Below are 18,731 nucleotides of genomic sequence, written 5' to 3'. Positions count from 1 at the left end.
GTTGCCGGATGGCTGGGGAGACTGCCGCGCTTGCGGGCGCGATTGTATTGGGCGTTCTTTACTGGGTGGGGTGGTGCTGGCGCGAAGACGGAGGCCTGCCCGGCCTGATCGTGAAAACCGGCTCGACCGCGCTGCTGGCCCTGTTTGCCTATCTGGTCGGCGGGCCCTGGCTTCTGGTGACTGGCCTCGCGCTCTCCTCAGCGGGGGATGCCTTCCTGGCGATGGACAAGCCGGGGGAGGACAAATGGCTGAAGCCTGGCATGGCCGCTTTCTTCCTGGCGCATGTTGCCTATGTCGCCCTGTTCTGGGCACTGCCTCAGGCAGAGCGGAACCTGTTGAATCTCACCGCACAGATCGGGCTGGTCCTTGGCGGCGTTGTCTTCGTTCGCTGGCTCGCGCCATCCTTGGGGCCGATGCGGATACCGGTCTTTGCCTATACGGCGATCATCCTCGTGATGGGGGCTGCGGCGCTGCGGTTGCAACCACCCTTCCTGCTGGTGACGCTGGGGGCGGTGATGTTCGTAGCGTCCGATATGATCCTGTCACTGCAGCTGTTCACCCGGCCGCCGGGCGCAGCAAAGCGAATGGCACCATCGCTGGCCGTGTGGGGGCTCTATTTCTTCGGGCAGGCCCTGATCGCGTGGGGCGGGGTCTATCCGTTCCTGGCAGATGCCAATTAGTCGCGTAGATTCTCCATAATCTGCAGCATTCGAAAAAATGGGTTTCGTGCATCGTGCGTGGTGGTGCGAGCGAGGTTTTGTAGCTCGAGGATTTTTTTCTTGTAGTCCCCGTTTATGACGAGTTGCAGATCGGGGATCTCGGCGAGACCATTTGTAATAAAACCGACTGGTACATTTGGGGACCAGAACATGAAGCGGTGATGCTGGAAATTATCAGAGTATATTTCCGCGTATCGCTTTTGTGCTTCGTGTTTTCGTTTTATGCGCGCGACGGTTTCAGCATTGTTCTTGTAGAGAAGCCCACGAATATGGGTGGTTACTTCACAAAAAAATATTGTATTCGAACTGAAATTTAGTCCGATCACGTCCAACTCGTTTAGTCCTTGTAAGCCGCCGCCTGGAGGGCGGACATTATAGTCCACAATGTCGCAACCTTCGATGAGTTGAAGGTGCGCACCCACTATAAATTCGCCGATGTCTGTGAGCATTCAATGAAACTTCTTTAGCGCGGACGATCCCCATTGATTGTGGCGCGGCGCATGTGGCGGCGGTGGCCGTGATAATCGTTGAGGGCATAGTGCCAGACGCAACGATTGTCCCACATGGTCACGTCACCGGCCTGCCAGCGCACGCGGCAGGTATTGCGTTCCTCCCGTGACAGGTCGAACAGATAGTTCAGCAGTGGACGGCTTTCCTTGCGGCTCCATCCGGCGAAGCGCAGCGTGAAGGCAGGGTTGATGAACAGGCCCTTCCGGCCGGTTTCCGGATGGGTGCGGATCACCGGATGTTCATATTCCGGTGCGTCGGGCGCGGACTTGGCATCCATCGACTGGCGCACGGCGGCGGAGTAGCCGTCTGCGCCATATTCCTTGCTGGCAGTGTGGATGGCGGTCATGCCTTCCAGCGTCTTCTTCAGGCCAGGGGAGAGGCGGTCATAGGCCGCCTGCTGGTCGGCGAAGAGCGTATCGCCGCCATAGGGTGGTACTTCGAGGGCATGCAGGATGGAGCCGAGAGCCGGTTCCTCGAGGAAGCTCATGTCGGAATGCCAGCCGCCGCCGAAATTGGTTTTCTCCTCCGGCTCCTTGATGATCTCCAAGAGCTCCGGATGCCCGTCCATACCTTTGACATAAGGGTGGATGTTCAGCGTGCCGAAGCGGCGGGCGAAGGCCTTGTGCTGGTCCGGCGTCATGCCCTGTTGGCCGCGCAGCACGATGACCTTGTAGTCGAGGAAGGCCTGATGGACCGCGTCGAACTCGGCATTCGACAGATCCTGCTTCAGGTCTACGCCGTGGATTTCCGCGCCAAGGGTGCCGGTCAGGGGCTGGATGGTCATGCTCACGAGGGTTTCCTCCACTTTTGGGGCAGCTTAGCAGGTCGCGGCATCAGGTCACGCGCTTATCAAGTCACAGAAATGCCATTTGCGCGCGCACCCGAAATATGAGACAGACGCGGCGGGCCAGCATCCCCCAACGGATGCCAGCCTATCTGTAAGGATAGGAGTACAAACAGATGACGACCGTCGCCAAACCCGGCGTGCTTCCCGCATGCCCGCATTTTTCCTCGGGCCCGACTGCCAAGCGCCCGGGATTTTCCCTCGAAAAACTGAACACCGCCGCCCTCGGCCGCTCGCACCGCTCCGGTGATGCGAAGAAGAAGCTGAAGGACGCGATTGAGCGGACCAAATCCATTCTCGGCCTGCCGGAAGGCTATCGCGTGGCCATCGTGCCTGCGTCCGATACCGGCGCCGTCGAGATGTGCATGTGGTCCATGCTGGGCGCGAAGCCTGTGGACGTCTTTGCCTGGGAAAGCTTCGGGCAGGACTGGGTCACCGATGCGACCAAGCAGCTGAAGCTGGCAGACTGCAACACCTATGTTGGTGATTATGGCGAGCTGCCGCCCTTCGAAAAGGCGCGCGACGACGCTGACATCATCTTTACCTGGAACGGCACCACGTCCGGCGTGCGCGTTGCGAATGCCGACTGGATCAAGCCGAACCCGGATCGTGTCGTGATCTGCGATGCGACATCTGCTGCCTTTGCGCAGGACATCGAGTGGGAGAAGCTCGATGTGGTGACCTATTCCTGGCAGAAGATTCTCGGTGGGGAAGCGGCCCACGGCATGCTGATCCTCAGCCCGAACGCCGTAAAGCGCCTCGAAACCTACACGCCGGACCGGCCGCTGCCGAAAATTTTCCGCATGACCAAGGGCGGCAAGCTGAACGAGGACCTGTTCGAAGGCGCCACGATCAACACGCCCTCCATGCTGTGCGTGGAAGACTATCTCCAGGCCCTGGACTGGTGCGAAGGCCTTGGCGGCTGGAAAGCCCTGAAAGCGCGCTCCGACGAAAGCCTTGGCATTCTTGCCGACTGGGTCGCCAGGACGGACTGGGTCGACTTCCTTTGTCCGGATGCGGATGTCCGCTCCAATACGGGCGTCACGTTCAAGATCGTCGATCCGCGGGTTGCAGGCCTCGATGAGGCGGGCCAGCGCGCGTTCGTGAAGGCGATGATGAAGCGCCTTGAAAAGGAAAATGCCTGCTTCGATGCGGCCGGTTACGCAAAGGCCCCTCCGGGACTGCGCATCTGGTGCGGCGGCACGGTGGAACCGTCCGACGTTGCGAAACTGACGCCGTGGCTCGACTGGGCCTTCGCTGAAGAAGTGGCGTCACTCTAGCAACGAAATCTGCAAAGCGCGCCTTCACGAGCAAGGCGAAGGCGCAGCGGCGCGGGCGACATGCCCGCAACAGCCGCGAGCAAAGGAAAAGACAATGCCTAAAGTCCTTATCGGAGATAAACTCTCTCCTGCCGCTGTGGAAATCTTCCATGCCCGCGGCATCGAAACGGTCACCAAGACCGGTCTGAACACGGAAGAACTGATTGCGGAGATTCCGGAATATGACGGCCTCGTCGTTCGTTCGGCCTGCAAGCCGAATGCGGATGTCATCGCCGCGGCAACGAATTTGAAAGTCATCGGCCGGGCCGGTATCGGTGTCGACAATATCGACATCAAGGCAGCGACGGCCAAGGGTGTCGTTGTCATGAACACGCCGTTCGGCAACGCCATCACGACGGCTGAGCACGCCATCGCGCTGATGTTCGCAGCGGCCCGCCAGATCCCGGCGGCCAATGCCGAGACCCAGGAAGGTAAATGGCCGAAGTCCGGCTATATGGGAACCGAGGTTTCCTACAAGACGCTCGGTCTGATCGGTTGCGGCAATATCGGCAGCCGCGTGGCCGAGCGCGCCATCGGCCTGAAAATGAAAGTTGCTGCCTACGACCCGTTCCTGACGGAAGAACGCGCCGTGGAACTCGGTGTGGAGAAGGTCGAGCTTGACGAACTGCTGAAGCGGGCAGACATCATCACGCTGCACGTTCCGCTGACGGAGCAGACCAAGAATGTCCTCAGCCGCGACAATCTGCAGAAAACGAAGCCGGGCCTGATCCTCGTCAACTGCGCCCGTGGTGGCCTGGTCGATGAAGCGGCCGTGAAGGATCTGCTGGAGAGCGGTCACATCAAGGCGGCTGCGTTCGATGTGTTCGCGGTCGAGCCGGCCAAGGAGAACATCCTTTTCGGCACGCCGAACTTTATTGCCACGCCGCACCTTGGCGCGGCGACCACTGAAGCCCAGGAAAATGTTGCCCTGCAGGTCGCCGAGCAGATGTCGGACTATCTCCTGTCGGGCGCCGTGACCAACGCGCTCAACATGCCATCGATCACGGCGGAAGAAGCGCCCCGGATCAAGCCGTTCGCAGAACTGGCCGAGAAGCTCGGTTCCTTCGCCGGTCAGATCTCCGACTTCGGCTATGACGAAGTCGTCATCGAGTATGAAGGCGAAGTGGCGGACCTCAACCGCAAGCCGCTGACGGCGGCGCTGCTGGCGGGCCTGCTGCGTGCCTCGCGAGGGGACGTGAACATGGTCTCCGCTCCGGCCATCCTTGCTGATAGCGGCGTGAAGCTGACCGAGACCAAGACCGAGGACAGCCCGGTCTATGACAGCCTGGTCCGCATCAAGGTGAAAACCAAGGCGACCCAGAACGCCCCGGAAGGCGGCTGGCGCACGCTGGCCGGCACGCTGATCGCCGGCAAGCCGCGTATCGTCGAGGTGAAGGGTATGGCGCTGGAAGGCGATTTTGCGCCGGTCATGCTGTACGTGAACAACCTCGACCAGCCGGGCTTCATCGGCGCCCTCGGCCAGATGCTGGGGGAAGAGGCGATCAACATTGCCACCTTCCACCTTGGCCGCACGACGGCCGGGGACGAGGCGATTGCCCTGATTGGTATCGACTCCACACCGAGCAGTGGCCTGGTTGATAAACTGAGCGCCCTGCCGCAGGTCCGGTACGCTAGGGTGCTGACCTTCTGAACGGGTGTCAGGCGATCAGTCTGATTCTTTTCTGCAAGACGGGCGGTCCTGGCGGGCCGCCCGTTTTCTATTGGGGGTAGGGGCGCTGTGTCGGTTTGGTTGCCTGTCCCTGCAAATTGACGTGAACGGCCTGTTTCACGCTTGACGGGCGAGTCCGGAATTCCTTACTCGCCTGTAATATTATAGGGAGTCTCCATGCGCCGTTACCTTTTTGCCAGTGTCGCTGCTGTTGCGTCTGCGACCGCGTTTGCCGGTTCCGCCTCCGCCGATCTCGTCAGCGAGGTCCGCCTCGGCATCATGCAGGAGAACATCTGCGTGCTCGACTGCGACAATGCCAACAAGGAGCCCGGCCAGAGCCTGAATGGCGACATTCTCTTCCATTCCCCTGATTTCCTGGGATTCATCTGGAGCCCGAAGCCTTACGTTATGGGTAGCGCCAATTTCCAGGGTGAAACCAGCTTTGGCGGCGTCGGTCTGCACTGGTCGTTCCCGGTCGCGAAAAGCTGGCAGTTTGAGCCGAGCTTTGGCTATGTCATTCATGACGGGGAGCTCGCGAGCCCCTATCCGGACGGGGATCCGCGGAGCCTCGCGTTTACGGAAGAGCACGTTCTGCTCGGCTCACGCGACCTGTTCCGCACGACCTTCGGCCTGCATCACGACATCAACGAGACCTGGGGTGTCGAGATCATGTATGAGCATCTCAGCCACGGACAGGTCCTGGGAAATGGCCGCAATCAGGGCCTGGACAATCTCGGTGTCCGCTTCAGCTACAGTTTCGAATAGCGGCGCGGCCAAAGGCCCCTTGCTTTTCTGCTCTGAATCCTGCCCTTGTCGCCGCGGACTGAACAGGAGCGGCACATGGCTGGCGTAGTGGTCGTAGGAGCCCAGTGGGGCGACGAGGGCAAGGGCAAGATTGTCGACTGGCTGTCGAGCCGGGCAGACGTAGTTGTCCGTTTCCAGGGCGGGCACAATGCCGGCCACACGCTGGTGATCGACGGCAAGGTCTTCAAACTGGCGCTGCTGCCGTCCGGCCTCGTGCGCGGTGGAAAGCTCTCAGTGATCGGCAATGGCGTTGTGGTCGACCCGTGGCACATGCTGACCGAGATCGAAGGCATTCAAGGGCAGGGGGTGGAAGTTTCCCCCGAAACGCTGGTGCTGGCCGATAACGCTGCGCTTATCCTGCCCTGGCATAAGGACATCGACGCCGCCCGCGAAGGCGCCCTCGGCGCAGCGCAGATCGGCACCACCAAGCGCGGCATTGGCCCGGCCTATGAAGACCGGGTCGGCCGCCGTGCCATCCGCGTCGCAGACCTGGCAGACCCGGCGGCCCTCGACATGAAAATCGAACGCCTGCTGGCGCACCACCGCCCGCTTCGGGCCGGGCTCGACCTGCCGGAGCCGGACGGCGCGAAGCTGAAGGCCGATCTGCTTGAGATCGCGCCCAAAATTCTGGCCTATGCCCAGCCGGTCTGGAAGTTGCTGGACGAGCAGGTGAAGGCAGGCAAGCGCATCCTGTTCGAAGGCGCGCAGGGCGTAATGCTGGACGTCGATCACGGCACCTATCCGTTCGTCACTTCTTCCAATGTCGTGGCAGGCAACGCCTCGGCAGGGTCCGGCGTCGGCCCCGGTGCGATCTCTTACGTCCTGGGTCTCGCCAAAGCCTACACCACCCGTGTCGGGGCAGGGCCGTTCCCGACCGAGCAGGACAATGAGATCGGCGAACGCCTCGGCACAGTTGGTCGCGAAGTGGGTGTGAACACTGGCCGCGCCCGCCGTTGCGGCTGGTTCGACAGCGTCATGGTCCGGCAGGCTTGTGCCACATCCGGCGTCAATGGTCTGGCCCTGACCAAGCTGGACGTTCTTGATGGATTTGATGAGATCAAGGTCTGTGTCGCCTACAGGCTGAACGGGCAGGAGATTGATCATTATCCTGCGGGCCTGACAGACCAGGCAGCGGTCGAACCGGTTTACGAAACCATGCAGGGCTGGAAAGGCTCGACGGCCGGGGCGCGTTCCTGGGCAGACCTGCCGGCCGAAGCGGTTAAATATGTCCGCCGCCTCGAAGAGCTGGTTGGTAAACCCTGCGCACTGGTTTCGACCAGTCCGGAACGTGAAGACGTTATCCTGATGCGCGATCCATTCGAGGGCTGACGTAGCCTTCCTCCTGAGAAACGGTCTTCAGGTGTTTCGGAACATGAGCGGCCCAGGGCCGTTGATCCTGTATAGCCATGCAGGAGGATCATCATGTCGACCGACATCCAGACCAAACAGATTGAAGCACTCAACGACATCGCCAAAGTCCTGATCGACTCCAAGAAGGGGTACGAGAAGGCCTATGAGATGGTCGATGACAATTTTGCCCTGAAGCCGCAATTCCTGCACCGCGCGCAGGAGCGGGGTCAGCTGGTGGATCAGTTCCAGTCTCAGGTTCGTCGTCTCGGCGGTGAGCCGCAAACGGACGGAGGCATGTTGGGGGATGCTCACCGCGGGTGGATGCAGTTCGCCTCGCTGTTCCAGAAGGATCAAAAGGCAGCTCTGGAAGCGATTGACGACGGCGAGGAATACCTTGCCGAACAGGCGGAAGAACGCCTTCAGCGTGACGACATCCATGGTGAGGTCCGGACGCTGCTAACGCAGGCATATCATAGCGCCCATGATGGCGAATGTTTCGCCGACGCGCTGACCAGTTAAGTCGTGGGAATGCCTTAAATGGAAAACACCGTCCCTCGGTTGAGGGGCGGTGCTTCATATACCGGTTCGGGAATAGTCAGCGATAGGCGGCGATTGCCAGGCTTATTTCGCCGTCCTCATTGAAGATGAAAGTCTCCGCAACGTTCTGTTCTCTATGGTTTGTGTAGAGAATGGTTATCGCGTCGGAACTGACGAGAATATCATCCAGTGCGAAGAAGAGGTTAGGGCCCTTGGCCAGGGCCTCCGTCCAGTAAGTTTGCAGCGCCTTCTTTCCGCGGACGGTGGTTGCGTCATTGCCCGTGACCAGCGCGATGCGTGGGCTATGGAAGATGACGTCGTCGGCATAGTGCGACAGGATACGGTCTAAGTCCCTGTCATTCCATGCCGACAGCCAGTCATTGGCAAATTCTTCCGCGAAAGCGCGGCTCAGCATGATCAGCTGGCCTGCCCGTTCACGGCAAGAACGTCTTCCACCGTGCGCAGGCCCGGTTTCGGAGAGGTCACCAGCACGGCCATGTTGCCCGGAAGGTGCTTGTTATCCAGCATCTTCTCATGCGCTGCCGGAATGTCTTCCCATGGGAAGACTTCGGACATGCCGGGGTCGATGCGGCGGTTTATCACCAGCTCATTGGCGGCGGAGGCCTGTTTCAGGTTGGCAAAGTGGCTGCCCTGAACACGCTTCTGGCGCATCCACAGGAAACGGGCATCCATAGTCAGGTTAAAGCCGGTCGTCCCGGCACAGATCACCACCATGCCGCCGCGTTTCACCACAAAGACGGAGACCGGGAAGGTCGACTCGCCCGGGTGTTCGAACACGATGTCGACATCCTTGTTGCCGGTCAGTTCCCAGATCGCTTTGCCGAACTTGCGGCTTTCGCGCATATAGTCCTTGAATTCCGGTCCGTTCACTGTGGGCAGCTGGCCCCAGCAATTGAAGTCTTTGCGGTTCAGCACGCCTTTGGCGCCAAGGCTGAGCACGTGCTCTTTCTTGTCGTCGCTGGAGACCACACCAATCGCGTTCGCGCCGGTCACGGCACAGAGCTGGACGCCGAAACTGCCAAGGCCGCCCGAGGCACCCCAGACGAGGACATTGTCAGCCGGCTTCACGATGTGCGGACGGTGGCCGAACAGCATGCGGTAAGCAGTGGCGAGGGTCAGCGTGTAGCAGGCGCTCTCTTCCCAGGTCAGGTGCTTCGGACGCGGCATGCACTGGCGGGCCTGCACGCGGCAGAACTGCGCGAAGGAGCCATCCGGCGTCTCATAGCCCCAGATACGCTGGGACGGTGAGAACATCGGGTCGCCGCCATTGCACTCTTCGTCGTCGCCATCATCCTGGTTACAGTGAATGACGACTTCGTCGCCGGGCTTCACGCGCTTCACCTTGCGGCCAACGGCCCAGACAATGCCTGCGGCGTCGGAGCCGGCAATGTGATAGTCTTGTTTGTGGACGTCAAAGACGGAGACAGGCTCGCCCAGGGCAGCCCAGATGCCGTTATAGTTCACACCGGCGGCCATCACGAGCACCAGCACTTCATCTGAGTCGATTTCAGGTACCGGCACCTGTTCCAGCTGCATGGCGGTCGCCGGACGGCCATGCCGTTCCCGGCGGATCGCCCAGGCGTACATCATTTTCGGAACGTGAAACTCAGGCGGTATTTCGCCCAACTCGTAAATGTCTTTGACTTCCCGGCTCATGGCGGAATGCCCTCCTCCTTTGTACTTTATGCAAAAAACCCTGTGGTGCGATCTTGGCGCAGCTTCACAAGGCCCTCGGCGCGCGCCACCTTGGCGTCATGGTTGCCCCGATGCAAGTTGTTTTGTTGCGGTGCACAATGCCAAGCCTCAGGAGCGTGACAAAAATGACAATCGGCCGGACCGTCTATCTCAACGGAAATTACTGTCCTGTTGAGGATGCAACAATTTCCCCATTCGACCGGGGGTTTCTCTTCGCGCACGCCGCTTATGAGGTGACCTCGGTATATGATGGCCGCTTTATCGACCTGGAAGGGCATCTTTCTCGTCTCCGGCGGACTCTGGAAGGCATATCTATCCCCAATCCCTATAGTGATGAGAAATGGGCCGAAATCCACTCAGACCTCGTCGACAGGAATGGGATGGAGGAGGGGACGGTCTATCTTGAGGTGACAGCCGGGGACTATGGCCTGCGCGATTTCGCCGGACCGGAGACGTTCACGCCAACTGTATTTGTTTACGCAGATGCCCGGCCGCTGATCGGCGATCTGGCCCGGGACGGGATAAGAGCGATCACGCTGGGCGATACGCGCTGGAAGCGCCGGGACATGAAAACGGTGCAACTCCTCTCTCAGGCACTGGCTTATCGCGCAGCCCGGCAGGAAGGCGCGGAAACGGCCTTCATGATCGAAGACGGGCTGGTGACCGAGGCGGCATCGGCCAATGCGTGGATCGTCGATGCGGATGGCAAGCTGATCACGCGCGAGCTCTCTCACGCCATCCTGCCGGGTATTACGCGCGCCGGGATCGTCTCTTTGCTCAAAAAGGAAGGTCTGGAAGTGGTCGAACGCGCCTTCACGCCGGAAGAGGCGGTTTCCGCCAAAGAAGTCTTCACCACGTCATCGGGCGCGATTGTCGCGCCGGTTGTTGCCATTGACGGCAAGCCTGTCGGCGATGGAAGGCCGGGTCAGGTCACAAGGCGGGTGCAGCGCCTTTATTATGAGGCAATGGGCGCTGATGTGGCAGCTGTTGCTCCTTGGGTGCTTGGCTGAGCCGGGAAAACTGACCGGATCTTGATGGTGAGAATGACGCTGGCCAGCGCCAGCGTCACAGCATTGGCGAGGATGATGGGCATGGCGCCCAGCGACAGGCCATAGACCAGCCAGGCAGCAACGCCGGCTGTGAACATGGCATACATGGTCAGGGAAATGCCTTCGGTGCGCTTGGTGCGTATCACGAGGATTGCCTGCGGAACGAAGGAGAGCGTGGTCAGGACGGCGGCAATCGTGCCGATCAGGTCAATCATGGGGGGAAGCTCCGGAAGACAGCGCTCTTTAAGCGCATTCCTGTCTTTTGGGGAGTGTCAATTGATTGACGGACGAAGCTGGTTCATCGCTCGTCCGGGGACGTGAATTCGCCTTCGATGATGTCATCCGGTCCGTCGCCCGGGCGGCGTGCGGAATGGAAGGAGGCGTTGAACTGGCTCGCCACGATGTTCGCCTGTCCGGCGGCAAGGCGGGCGCTGGCGAGGTTCATCAGGTAAACTGTCAGTGTCGTGCCGCCGGCGATCAGCAAATCCGGCCAGCCAAAGCTGCGGGCAAGCGATGTGTCGCGAAAGAGGGCCAGCAGACCGAGCGTGATGATGAAGATTCCCAGCAACAGGCCCGTCCGTGCAGCAAAACCCGGCCAGAAAGCGCCGGGATGAGGCATGCGCGTTTCGCCTGCTGCGCGCAAAAGCCGGATGCGCTCAATCCAGGAGGCAAGCATCATCCCGCCCGCCAGTAGCAGAAGGATCAGGAAGCTGCGCTGGGCAATGGCGGCGAGCATGGCCGCCGCCGGAAACGCCACCAATGATGCCAGTCGCAGGCGGAGCGCCAGCCGCAATGAACCGGGTGACAATTCATTTGTCGGCCCGCCTGGCTGGCCACCGGAAGAAATATGTATCATGGAGCGAATGTGGCCCTGCCCGCCTGCGGCCGCAAGACGCTCCATCCTGCGGCTTGTCAGCCCGGTTTCCGGAGGGCATGTTGCGCCGCAACAAAAAATCCGCGTTGGGAGGCGCATGCCCCATGGCCGACAGCCAAACTTCTTTTCAGCACGATCCGGACCGTCCCTGGATCTTTCGGACCTATGCCGGCCATTCGACCGCAAAAAAGTCGAACGAACTCTACCGGATGAATCTGGGTAAGGGGCAGACCGGCCTGTCCATCGCCTTCGACCTGCCCACGCAGACGGCCTATGACGCCGACCACATCCTGGCACGCGGCGAAGTCGGCAAGGTTGGCGTGCCGGTCAAGCATCTTGGCGACATGCGCGAGCTGATGGCGGAACTGCCGCTGGAGCAGATGAACACGTCCATGACGATCAATGCACCGGCGTCCTGGATGCTGGCGCTCTATGTCGCCCTGGCTGACGAGCGCGGTGATGACCGCAAGAAGCTGCGCGGCACGACCCAGAACGACATCGTCAAGGAATACCTCTCGCGCGGCACCTATGTGTTCCCGCCCGAGCCATCGATGAAGCTGATCTCGGACATGGTCACCTGGTGCTACACCGAGGTGCCGAAGTGGAATCCGATGAATGTCTGCTCCTACCATTTGCAGGAAGCGGGCGCGACGCCGGAACAGGAGCTGGCCTACGCCCTCGCGACGGCCATTGCGGTGCTCGACACAGTGAAAGCCGGCGGCAAAGTTCCGGAAGAGGACTTTGAAATTGTCTTCGGGCGGATCTCGTTCTTCGTGAATGCGGGCGTGCGTTTCGTAACGGAACTTTGTAAAATGCGTGCCTTTGTGGAACTTTGGGAAGAGATCGGCCGCGAACGCTATGGCGTCTCCGATCCGAAAGCTCTCCTGTTCCGCTATGGCGTGCAGGTGAACTCCCTCGGCCTGACAGAGCCGCAGCCGGAGAACAATGTCTATCGTATCCTGATCGAGGCGCTGGCCGTGACGCTGTCCAAGAAGGCTCGCTGCCGCGCGTTACAGCTGCCGGCCTGGAACGAGGCACTTGGCCTGCCGCGCCCATGGGACCAGCAATGGTCGCTGCGTCTGCAGCAGATCCTCGCCTACGAGACAGACCTCCTGGAATATGAAGATCTGTTCGATGGCAGCCATGTGGTCGAAGGCAAGACGAACGAACTGAAAGAACTCGCCCGGGCGACGCTCGCGGAAATCGATGCGCGCGGCGGCGCGACGAACTCCATCGACTTCATGAAGGAAAGTCTTGTCGGCGCCCATATAGAGCGCGTGAAGGCGATCGAGTCCGGCGATCTCACTGTCGTCGGCGTGAACCGTTACACCGAAACGGAAGAGAGCCCGCTGGGCGGTGGCGACGGCGCAATCCAGACGGTCGATCCGGCTGAAGAGATGATGCAGGTCCGTGAGCTGACGGCCTGGCGTACGAACCGTGACAATGCAGCTGTAGAGGCGGCACTGGCCGGCCTGAAGGCGGCTGCGCAAGAGGGGACCAATATCATGGAGCCCTCCATCACCTGCGCCAAGGCCGGTGTCACGACGGGCGAGTGGGGCGAAGCGATGCGCGAAGTGTTCGGCGAGTATCGCGGACCGACCGGTGTGGCGGTCGTGATCAATTCCGACGGCAATGAAGACACCGAAGCCGTCCGCAAGGAAGTCGATCGCGTGTCCGAAGCACTTGGCCGCCGCCTGACTTATGTGCTCGGCAAGCCTGGGCTGGACGGACACTCGAACGGTGCCGAACAGATCGCTGCGCGCGGTCGCGAGGTCGGCATGGACGTGGTCTATGAAGGCATCCGTTTTGCGCCGAACGAAATCGCTGCGCAGGCAAAGGAAGCCAATGCGCATGTCGTCGGCCTGTCGATCCTGTCGGGCAGCCACCTTGATCTTGTGCGCGAGACGCTGGCCGAATTGCGCAAGGTCGGCCTCGACAATGTGCCGGTCGTGGTCGGCGGCATCATCCCGCCGGAAGATGCCCAGGCCTTGCGCCAGATGGGTGTTGCCCGCATCTACACGCCGAAGGATTTCAAGATCACGGGCATTATGGGGGATGTCGTCGGTATCGTCGAAAAGGCCTGGCTCGTCGAAGGCTGAGCGCCTTAATGTTCTTGTCGCTTGTGCTTGCTTGCCGGCAGGCATAAGCGGCGGAAAATTTTCGACTGAGGCGCACAGACCATGCCCCACTCCAATCCTTTTGAGCTCGGTTGGGAAGAATGGCTATCCCTGCCGGATCTTGGCCTGCCCGCTATAAAGGCGAAAATCGATACAGGCGCGAAGACGTCGGCCCTGCATGCCAGTGTCATCGAACCGTTCGGCCCGGTCACCAACCCGCAGGTCCGCTTCCTGATCCAGCCGGACCCTAACAATCCGTCCCTGGAAGTCACCTGTTCCGCGCCGGTGGTCGACCGGCGTGAGGTAACGAGTTCCAATGGTGAGACGGAGCTGCGCTATGTCATCGAGACGGAAGTCCAGATGGGCGCCCGGCGCTGGCCCATCCAGCTGACTCTGACCAACCGTGAGAACATGATGTACCGCATGCTGTTCGGCCGCGGCGCCATGCAGCCGGATATGGTGGTCGACCCGAACGAATCCTTCCGCATGCCGGAGCTTTCCTACAAGCTCTACAAGGGCCTGCCGAAGAAGAAGCCCGTGAAGCGTCCGCTTCGCATCGCGCTGCTGACGCGGGAGCCGCACAATTACTCCAGCCAGCGTCTCGTTGAGGCGGCCCTGAAGCGGGGGCATGTCATCGAGATGATCGACACGGCCCGCTGCTATATGCAGATCGGCACGCTGGACCCGCAAGTGCATTATGACGGTAAGGCCCTGCCGCGTTATGATGCCGTGATCCCGAGGATCGGTGCCAAAATAACCGACTACGGAATGGCTGTGCTGCGGCAATTTTCGAATACCGGTGCGGTCTGCCTGAATGGTGCCGGCGCCATCGGCCGTTCGCGTGATAAGCTGTTGGCCCAGCAGCTGCTTGCCCGGGCGAAGATTGCCATGCCGGTGACGGCTTTTGCGCACAGCCCGAAGGATACCAAGGACCTGATCGGGCTGGTCGACGGGGCGCCAGTTGTCCTGAAGCTGCTGACGTCGACACAGGGCAGGGGCGTGGTGCTGGCGGAAACACGCAAAGCCGCCGAAAGCCTTGTAGATGCATTCCGGGGCCTCGATGCGAATTTCCTGGTCCAGGAATTCGTCGAAGAGGCTGCAGGCGCGGATGTGCGGGTTCTGATCATCGGCAACAAGGTCGTCGGGGCCATGAAGCGGCAGGCGCAGAAAGGCGAGTTCCGCTCGAACCTGCACCGCGGGGGTACGGCCTCCAGCATCCGCCTCACGGCAGAGGAGCGGGAAACAGCCCGTGCCGCGGCAAAGGTGCTCGGACTGAACGTGGCGGGTGTTGACCTGTTGCAGACAAAGGACGGCCCGAAGGTCCTGGAGGTCAATTCGTCGCCCGGCCTTGAGGGGATCGAAAGTGCGACCGGACAGGATATTGCCGGCAAGGTGATCGAACACCTCGAGCGTCAGGTGCGCCCGCTTTCCAGTGACCGGGAAACGGCCACAAGGAGCAAACGCCGCATCAACGTGAGCTGAAAAGCTTTCCCTTTTCGGTGATCAGGATGATCACGAGAGACGAAGCGCCCAGGCACACGAAGCCGATCATCAGGGGAATGGTGGAGCCGTTATACTGGCTGCCGATCAGCATGCCGATCAGGCTGGAGACGGTCGTCGTGGCAAAGCCATAAGCGGCTGATGCAGTGCCCGCGATGGACCCAAGTGGCTCCATGGCCAGCGCCGAGAAGTTCGAGCCGAGCAGGCCGAAACAGGCGAACGTCAGAATGAACAGCGGGTAGAACCAGAGCAGGCTCTCGCCAAAGGAAAAGGTGATGAGCGCCGAGAGCGCTGACAGACCGGTAAACAGAAGCAAGGCCGCATGGCTGATCCGGCGCATGCCGATTTTCTCAACCAGCCGCGAATTGGTGAAATTGGCTACGGCCAGCATGCCGGCGATCCCGGAGAACCAGAGAACGAAGTCCTCACCCCGGCCAAACACTTCGCGGAAAACCTGCTCTGAACTTGCGATAAAAGAGAACAAGGCGCCGAAGACGATGCCGGATGCGCACATATAGCCGAACGTAATGGGCGTCCGGACAACTTGAGCATACGCCCCCAGCGCATTGCCCAGATTGAGCGGGCGGCGCTGGTCTGCCGGCAATGTTTCAGGCAGGCGCAGCCACGTCCAGCCGAGCATAAGGATACCGAACACAACCAGTGCGCCGAAGATCCATTCCCAGGGGGCCACGAGAAGAATGATCTGGCCGACGCCCGGGGCGACGATCGGAATGATCATGAAAATGGTCATGACCAGTGACATGAAGCGCGCCATCTGGCGTCCGGCAAAGAGATCGCGGACGACGGACACAGCAACCAGCCGTGCGCCGGACGAAAACACACCCTGTATAAACCGGGCAGCCAGCAGGGCGTGGAACTCCCGCAGTGTGACACACAGGCCAGCCATCAATATGTAGCCGGTCAGGCTGACAAAGAGCGGGCCGCGCCGCCCGAACCGGTCCGTGATCGGGCCCCACAGGAGCTGCGGCGCGCCAAACCCCAGGATATAGGCGAAAATGATCAGTTGCTGCCGGTTGTCGCTTTCCACGCCTTCGGCTGTCAGGCCGACATCGTGCGCAATCTGGTTCAGCGCAGGCAGCATGATGTCGATGGCCAGCGCGTTCAGCGCCATGAGTCCAGCCACCATCACCACCATTTCCGAACGCCCCGGTACGGAAGGTTCGGACTGCGTCTCCGGTTCGGGTGCTTTGGTTTCGGTATCGGGCACCGTGGGCACCTTTCGAGCGGGCAGGTTTCTGGAAAGGCTATCTGGACCCGTCAGGCTGGCATTACCAGAGCTGCGGGCAGAAAACTGTCAGCAAGAATTGCGCTGCGCCGGGATCCGGCGCTTCCGACGAACTGAAAAGCCTGTCCAATCCGGACGTGCGACTGAGATCAGGGCTCAGGCCGTACAATGCTGCCGGAGAGGTTCATGATGACCTGATCCGCATCGAAATAGGCAGCGTCATCGGGTTTCGGACCTTTGCCCATCAGGATCTCAGCCGAAGCGATGTAGCGGGTCGATTCCCGGTATTCCGCACCGCCCCAATAGGGATCGTAATATCCCCAGCGCGGCCAGAACGGATCATAGGCATAGGGCCTGGTCCGGTAATAGGCCGACCGTGGTCCGTAATAGTAATAATCGAGATAGAAATGATCATAGAACGGCGAGTAGGGGCCTCCGCCAATCGGGACCATCCGGCTCTTCGCATCCGTATCGCGGTGAACGACGCGGAAGTGATCATACCCGTTCAGCTTCGTCAGCTCTGCTGCGCGGTAAAGCAGATAGGTCTCAACTGTCTTGCGGTCTGTCAGGCTGTTGCCGGCAAACTGAACGCGGAACCGGTTGTTTTCTATCTGCTGTTCGGAATAGCCGCGGCTGGAGGCGTCCATGGCCGCCTGATACGGCGTTGCGGTCGCGCAGGCACCGAGCAGGGCAAGGGCTGCAATGGCAACGGGGAGAACAAGTTTCCGCATCGTGGATGACCTCCGGCATACAGGAATTCCTGAAGATAATATCGGGGAGGTTGGATGAACACCAGTTGAACCATGCGCCGAAGGGCCGCCAGCCGGATGACGATATTGTTACTTTTCGTATCCGATCTGGTCAGCAGCAGTCACCCGTATACGATAATGTATAGAGTAAGGGCGGGAACGGGAGGAATCTTATGGAACGATTGTCCAAGGTCCCGCACTGGTTAAGTGGTACATGCTTACTGGCCGTTGTTGCCTGTGGAGGAGGCGGCAGTGGCGGTACGTCCCCGCCACCGCCCAATCAGCCACCAGCCTTTTCCGGATCCGCCAGCGTTGATGTTGAAGAAAACACCGCGGGCGCTTTTTACACAGTCAGTGTTGCCGATCCCGATGGAGACTCCCTCACTCTGAGAGTGGTCCCGGGCGGGGATGAGGACGCTTTCACCATCGACCTTACAGCGCGGACCATCGCATTTGCGTCACCCCCCAACTTCGAAGCGCCGAATGATGGAAATGCGGACAATATCTACGACCTCACCCTCGAGGCCCGGGACCCTGGAGGTCTCACCGCCACGCTCAGTCTTGCCGTAACCGTAACAGACATTCTTGAGCAGGTGTCCCTTGAGAGAGTTGGTTCCGGTTTTTCGGCCCCGCTCTTCGTGACGGGCCTGCCGGACAGCGATCAGCTCGTCGTCCTGCAAAAGGCAGGACGGGCGAGACTGCTCAATCCGCAGAATGGAGCAATCGGGAGTGTCGATTTTCTGGACGTCTCCGGGTCCATTTCCACGAACGGGGAACGCGGTCTCCTGGGGATGGCTTTCTCACCGGATTTCTCCACAGACCGGACGCTATTTGTAAACGTCACGAACCCGGCGGGTGATACCGAGATACGACGTTACCGGATGTTTTCCGGATCGTCCGAACAGGTGGACCCATCTACTGAGGACGTTATTCTTACGATCCCCCAGGAACAGGCGAACCACAATGGGGGCTGGCTGGATTTCGGTCCCGACGGCCTGCTCTATATTGCCATGGGGGACGGAGGTGGTGGCGGTGATCCGCTGGAGCGGGCGCAGGACCCGAACTATCTGCTTGGCAAAATGCTGAGGATCGACGTGACGTCAGATGACTTTCCGGCCGATCCCGGACGAGACTATGCGATTCCGGCAGGCAATGCCTTTCCCGGTGGTGCCGGAGGCTTGCCGGAGATTTATGCTCTTGGATTGCGCAATCCTTTCCGATGCAGTTTCGATTCTGTCACGGGTGAGTTGTTCATCGCTGATGTGGGACAAAATGCCGTCGAAGAAGTGAACCGGCTTGGAACCAGCGAAGGCGGTGTCAATTTTGGCTGGGACAATCTTGAAGGGACACAGATCTTTGAAGGGCCTGATGACGCGTCCTTCCGGGATCCTGTGTTGCAGTACTTCCATGGGAGCGGGGCCGATCAGGGCAACTCGATCACCGGTGGATATGTCTACCGGGGGAATGTGGATGCCATCCGCGACCACTATGTGTTCGCAGACTTCGTGAACAGCAATGTCTGGTCGGTGCCTGAAGCGGACTTGGTGAATGGGACGACGGTTGATGTAATGGCCAGCATGCGCCTGAACGATCAGCTATCGCCTGATCAGGGCAGTCTTTCCAACGTTTCCAGTTTCGGAGAGGATTCCAATGGAAACCTCTACATCGTGTCTTTCAGCACTGGCGACATCTTCAGGTTCGTCAGCGTGCCATGAGTATCTGAACAAA

Annotated in this window: 18 protein-coding genes; 10 read left to right on the top strand and 8 right to left on the bottom strand. The window is 60.2% G+C overall.

What is annotated here, in order from left to right:
* Positions 1 to 8 precede the first annotated feature (8 nt).
* The gene (locus HJA_RS02460) at positions 9 to 680 is read left to right on the top strand and encodes a lysoplasmalogenase (protein WP_051597267.1); all 672 of its coding nucleotides are present in this window, start codon (positions 9 to 11) and stop codon (positions 678 to 680) included.
* Here HJA_RS02460 and HJA_RS02455 read toward each other — a convergent pair.
* Positions 677 to 1,168, bottom strand: a complete 492-nt coding sequence (locus HJA_RS02455; RefSeq protein ID WP_035577662.1) for a hypothetical protein — start codon at positions 1,166 to 1,168, stop codon at positions 677 to 679. The genes HJA_RS02460 and HJA_RS02455 overlap by 4 nt on opposite strands.
* A gap of 14 nt (positions 1,169 to 1,182) precedes the next feature.
* Complete coding sequence (locus HJA_RS02450; RefSeq protein ID WP_035577660.1) at positions 1,183 to 2,013, bottom strand: TauD/TfdA dioxygenase family protein; 831 nt, start codon at positions 2,011 to 2,013, stop codon at positions 1,183 to 1,185.
* A gap of 176 nt (positions 2,014 to 2,189) precedes the next feature.
* Between HJA_RS02450 and HJA_RS02445 the strand changes: the two genes are divergently transcribed.
* From HJA_RS02445 to HJA_RS02425, 5 genes are all read left to right on the top strand, one after another.
* Positions 2,190 to 3,353, top strand: coding sequence for a phosphoserine transaminase (locus tag HJA_RS02445; RefSeq protein WP_035577657.1), 1,164 nt, complete (start codon positions 2,190 to 2,192; stop codon positions 3,351 to 3,353).
* Positions 3,354 to 3,447: 94 nt separating this feature from the next.
* The gene (serA, locus tag HJA_RS02440) at positions 3,448 to 5,043 is read left to right on the top strand and encodes a phosphoglycerate dehydrogenase (RefSeq protein WP_035577654.1); all 1,596 of its coding nucleotides are present in this window, start codon (positions 3,448 to 3,450) and stop codon (positions 5,041 to 5,043) included.
* A gap of 195 nt (positions 5,044 to 5,238) precedes the next feature.
* Positions 5,239 to 5,826, top strand: a complete 588-nt coding sequence (locus tag HJA_RS02435; protein WP_035577651.1) for an acyloxyacyl hydrolase — start codon at positions 5,239 to 5,241, stop codon at positions 5,824 to 5,826.
* 75 nt (positions 5,827 to 5,901) lie between these two features.
* Positions 5,902 to 7,194, top strand: coding sequence for an adenylosuccinate synthase (locus HJA_RS02430; RefSeq protein WP_035577648.1), 1,293 nt, complete (start codon positions 5,902 to 5,904; stop codon positions 7,192 to 7,194).
* Between the two features lie 93 nt (positions 7,195 to 7,287).
* Positions 7,288 to 7,734: a ferritin-like domain-containing protein gene (locus HJA_RS02425; protein WP_035577645.1), complete on the top strand. Its 447-nt coding sequence runs from the start codon at positions 7,288 to 7,290 to the stop codon at positions 7,732 to 7,734.
* A 76-nt stretch (positions 7,735 to 7,810) separates the two neighbouring features.
* On the opposite strand, the gene HJA_RS02420 is transcribed toward HJA_RS02425, so the two are convergent.
* Both HJA_RS02420 and ccrA read right to left on the bottom strand, forming a co-directional pair.
* Positions 7,811 to 8,167 carry a nuclear transport factor 2 family protein gene (locus tag HJA_RS02420; protein WP_035577642.1) on the bottom strand — a complete coding sequence of 119 codons (357 nt, stop codon included), beginning with the start codon at positions 8,165 to 8,167 and terminating at the stop codon, positions 7,811 to 7,813.
* Positions 8,168 to 8,169: 2 nt separating this feature from the next.
* Positions 8,170 to 9,429, bottom strand: a complete 1,260-nt coding sequence (ccrA, locus tag HJA_RS02415) for a crotonyl-CoA carboxylase/reductase (protein WP_035577639.1) — start codon at positions 9,427 to 9,429, stop codon at positions 8,170 to 8,172.
* A 164-nt stretch (positions 9,430 to 9,593) separates the two neighbouring features.
* Between ccrA and HJA_RS02410 the strand changes: the two genes are divergently transcribed.
* The gene (locus HJA_RS02410) at positions 9,594 to 10,478 is read left to right on the top strand and encodes an aminotransferase class IV (RefSeq protein WP_051597266.1); all 885 of its coding nucleotides are present in this window, start codon (positions 9,594 to 9,596) and stop codon (positions 10,476 to 10,478) included.
* Here HJA_RS02410 and HJA_RS02405 read toward each other — a convergent pair.
* Positions 10,424 to 10,732 carry a SemiSWEET transporter gene (locus HJA_RS02405; protein WP_051597265.1) on the bottom strand — a complete coding sequence of 103 codons (309 nt, stop codon included), beginning with the start codon at positions 10,730 to 10,732 and terminating at the stop codon, positions 10,424 to 10,426. The two genes, HJA_RS02410 and HJA_RS02405, sit on opposite strands and share 55 nt — an antisense overlap.
* 83 nt (positions 10,733 to 10,815) lie before the next feature.
* Positions 10,816 to 11,373 carry a hypothetical protein gene (locus HJA_RS02400; RefSeq protein WP_155839837.1) on the bottom strand — a complete coding sequence of 186 codons (558 nt, stop codon included), beginning with the start codon at positions 11,371 to 11,373 and terminating at the stop codon, positions 10,816 to 10,818.
* Positions 11,374 to 11,495: 122 nt separating this feature from the next.
* Here HJA_RS02400 and HJA_RS02395 point away from each other — a divergent pair, with 122 nt between their 5' ends.
* Positions 11,496 to 13,490, top strand: coding sequence for a protein meaA (locus HJA_RS02395; protein WP_035577634.1), 1,995 nt, complete (start codon positions 11,496 to 11,498; stop codon positions 13,488 to 13,490).
* Between the two features lie 81 nt (positions 13,491 to 13,571).
* Positions 13,572 to 14,990 carry a 30S ribosomal protein S6--L-glutamate ligase gene (gene rimK, locus HJA_RS02390; protein WP_035577632.1) on the top strand — a complete coding sequence of 473 codons (1,419 nt, stop codon included), beginning with the start codon at positions 13,572 to 13,574 and terminating at the stop codon, positions 14,988 to 14,990.
* Here the strand turns inward: rimK and HJA_RS02385 are convergent.
* Together HJA_RS02385 and HJA_RS02380 are read right to left on the bottom strand one after the other, a co-directional pair.
* The gene (locus HJA_RS02385) at positions 14,977 to 16,236 is read right to left on the bottom strand and encodes a multidrug effflux MFS transporter (protein ID WP_035577630.1); all 1,260 of its coding nucleotides are present in this window, start codon (positions 16,234 to 16,236) and stop codon (positions 14,977 to 14,979) included. The genes rimK and HJA_RS02385 overlap by 14 nt on opposite strands.
* 167 nt (positions 16,237 to 16,403) lie before the next feature.
* Positions 16,404 to 16,985: a CC0125/CC1285 family lipoprotein gene (locus HJA_RS02380; RefSeq protein ID WP_035577628.1), complete on the bottom strand. Its 582-nt coding sequence runs from the start codon at positions 16,983 to 16,985 to the stop codon at positions 16,404 to 16,406.
* 191 nt (positions 16,986 to 17,176) lie between these two features.
* Between HJA_RS02380 and HJA_RS02375 the strand changes: the two genes are divergently transcribed.
* A complete protein-coding gene (locus HJA_RS02375) occupies positions 17,177 to 18,718 on the top strand; it encodes a PQQ-dependent sugar dehydrogenase (protein ID WP_051597263.1) in 1,542 nt (513 codons plus the stop codon).
* Positions 18,719 to 18,731 lie beyond the last annotated feature (13 nt).

It is taken from the genome of Hyphomonas jannaschiana VP2, from assembly GCF_000685215.1.
Lineage (GTDB): Bacteria > Pseudomonadota > Alphaproteobacteria > Caulobacterales > Hyphomonadaceae > Hyphomonas > Hyphomonas jannaschiana.
The sequence above is the reverse complement of the archived record's forward strand: the minus strand, read 5'-3'. Positions and strand labels throughout refer to the sequence as shown.